This is a genomic window from Burkholderia sp. ABCPW 11 (assembly GCF_001523445.1).
Classification (GTDB): Bacteria; Pseudomonadota; Gammaproteobacteria; order Burkholderiales; family Burkholderiaceae; genus Burkholderia.
The window spans coordinates 1-1,187 of record NZ_LOVM01000045.1 but is presented as its reverse complement, the minus strand read 5'-3'; the positions used below and the strand labels follow the sequence as shown (position 1 = coordinate 1,187).

The window sequence follows — 1,187 nt, the reverse complement described above, 5'->3', positions numbered from 1 at the left end:
GTCTCCTTATATCTTCGATTTGCTTCAAACTTCAGTGGTGGCGCGCCGTTTGGCGCGCTGCTTTGCCGGTTGGCGGCTACGGCACAGCTTGTGTCTCCTGCGAGCCGTTAAGCTCGAATCACAGCTCAAGGCGTGTCGTGGCTGCCTCGTTTAACGCCATCCCGAATGGTTGATTGATCTCATTTCGCATCTATAAGGCTGGGAGCCGATGAACATGAGCCAACCGGTTTTCGTAGGTATCGATGTCGCCAAGGACAGTGTCGAAGTCTGCTGCTCGGACACCTCGACGCATGCGTTCGAGAACACTGAAGCCGGGCACGCGAAGCTGTTGCGCTGGCTCAGGCGCAAGACCGTTACGTTGGTCATACTTGAAGCCACGGGCGGCTACGAACGGGCCTGCGCGGTAGCGCTGGCCGGCGCCGGGTTGCCCGTGTCCGTCATCAATCCCCGCCAGGCGCGCGATTTCGCTCGAGCCATGGGTCGGCTGGCCAAGACCGATCGTCTTGATGCACGGGCATTGGCCGAGTTTGCCGTCGTGTTGCATGCCCAGGGACATCAACCACGTGCACTGGCCAGTCAGGAGCAGCGTGAACTCGTCGCACTTGTCGCCCGACGGCGCCAGCTCGTTGCTATGCTCGTCTCCGAGCGGCAGCGTCTGGCCGTCGCTCACGAGCGCGCCCGTGCAAGTATCGAAGCCATGATCGAGGCCTTGCTCGCTCAGTTGGCCGGCATCGATAACGACATACAGCGCGTTCTTCAGGAGCGCTATGCCGATCTGTCGGCTTTGCTGCAATCGGTCAAGGGCGTCGGCCCGACCACCGCCAGCACGCTCATCGCGGAATTGCCCGAACTCGGACACCTCACTCGCAAGCAGATCACCAGTCTTGCGGGACTGGCGCCCATCAATCGCGATTCGGGCACCCTGCGTGGGCAGCGTCATATCTTTGGCGGCCGCGCCAGCGTGCGACGCGTGCTCTACGTCGCCGCACTGGTCGCCACGCGCTTCAATCCACTCATTCGCGCCTGCTATCTGAGACTCGTCGCCGCCGGCAAACCCAAGAAGGTCGCCCTCGTCGCATGCATGCGCAAGCTGCTCATCACGCTCAACGCCATCGCTCGCACTGGCGAGCGTTGGCAGCCGGATTTCAATTGCGCATGACATGGGCTGTCTCAAGATGGTTGCTGTG

General features: G+C 61.5%; 1 protein-coding gene. It reads left to right on the top strand.

Translation table 11 applies throughout. The features are described 5' to 3' along the window. The first annotated feature begins 208 nt into the window (after nt 1–208). Entirely contained in the window at nt 209–1,159 is a 951-nt protein-coding gene (locus WS61_RS18260) for an IS110 family transposase (protein ID WP_373557125.1), read from the top strand. Nucleotides 1,160–1,187: the final 28 nt, after the last annotated feature.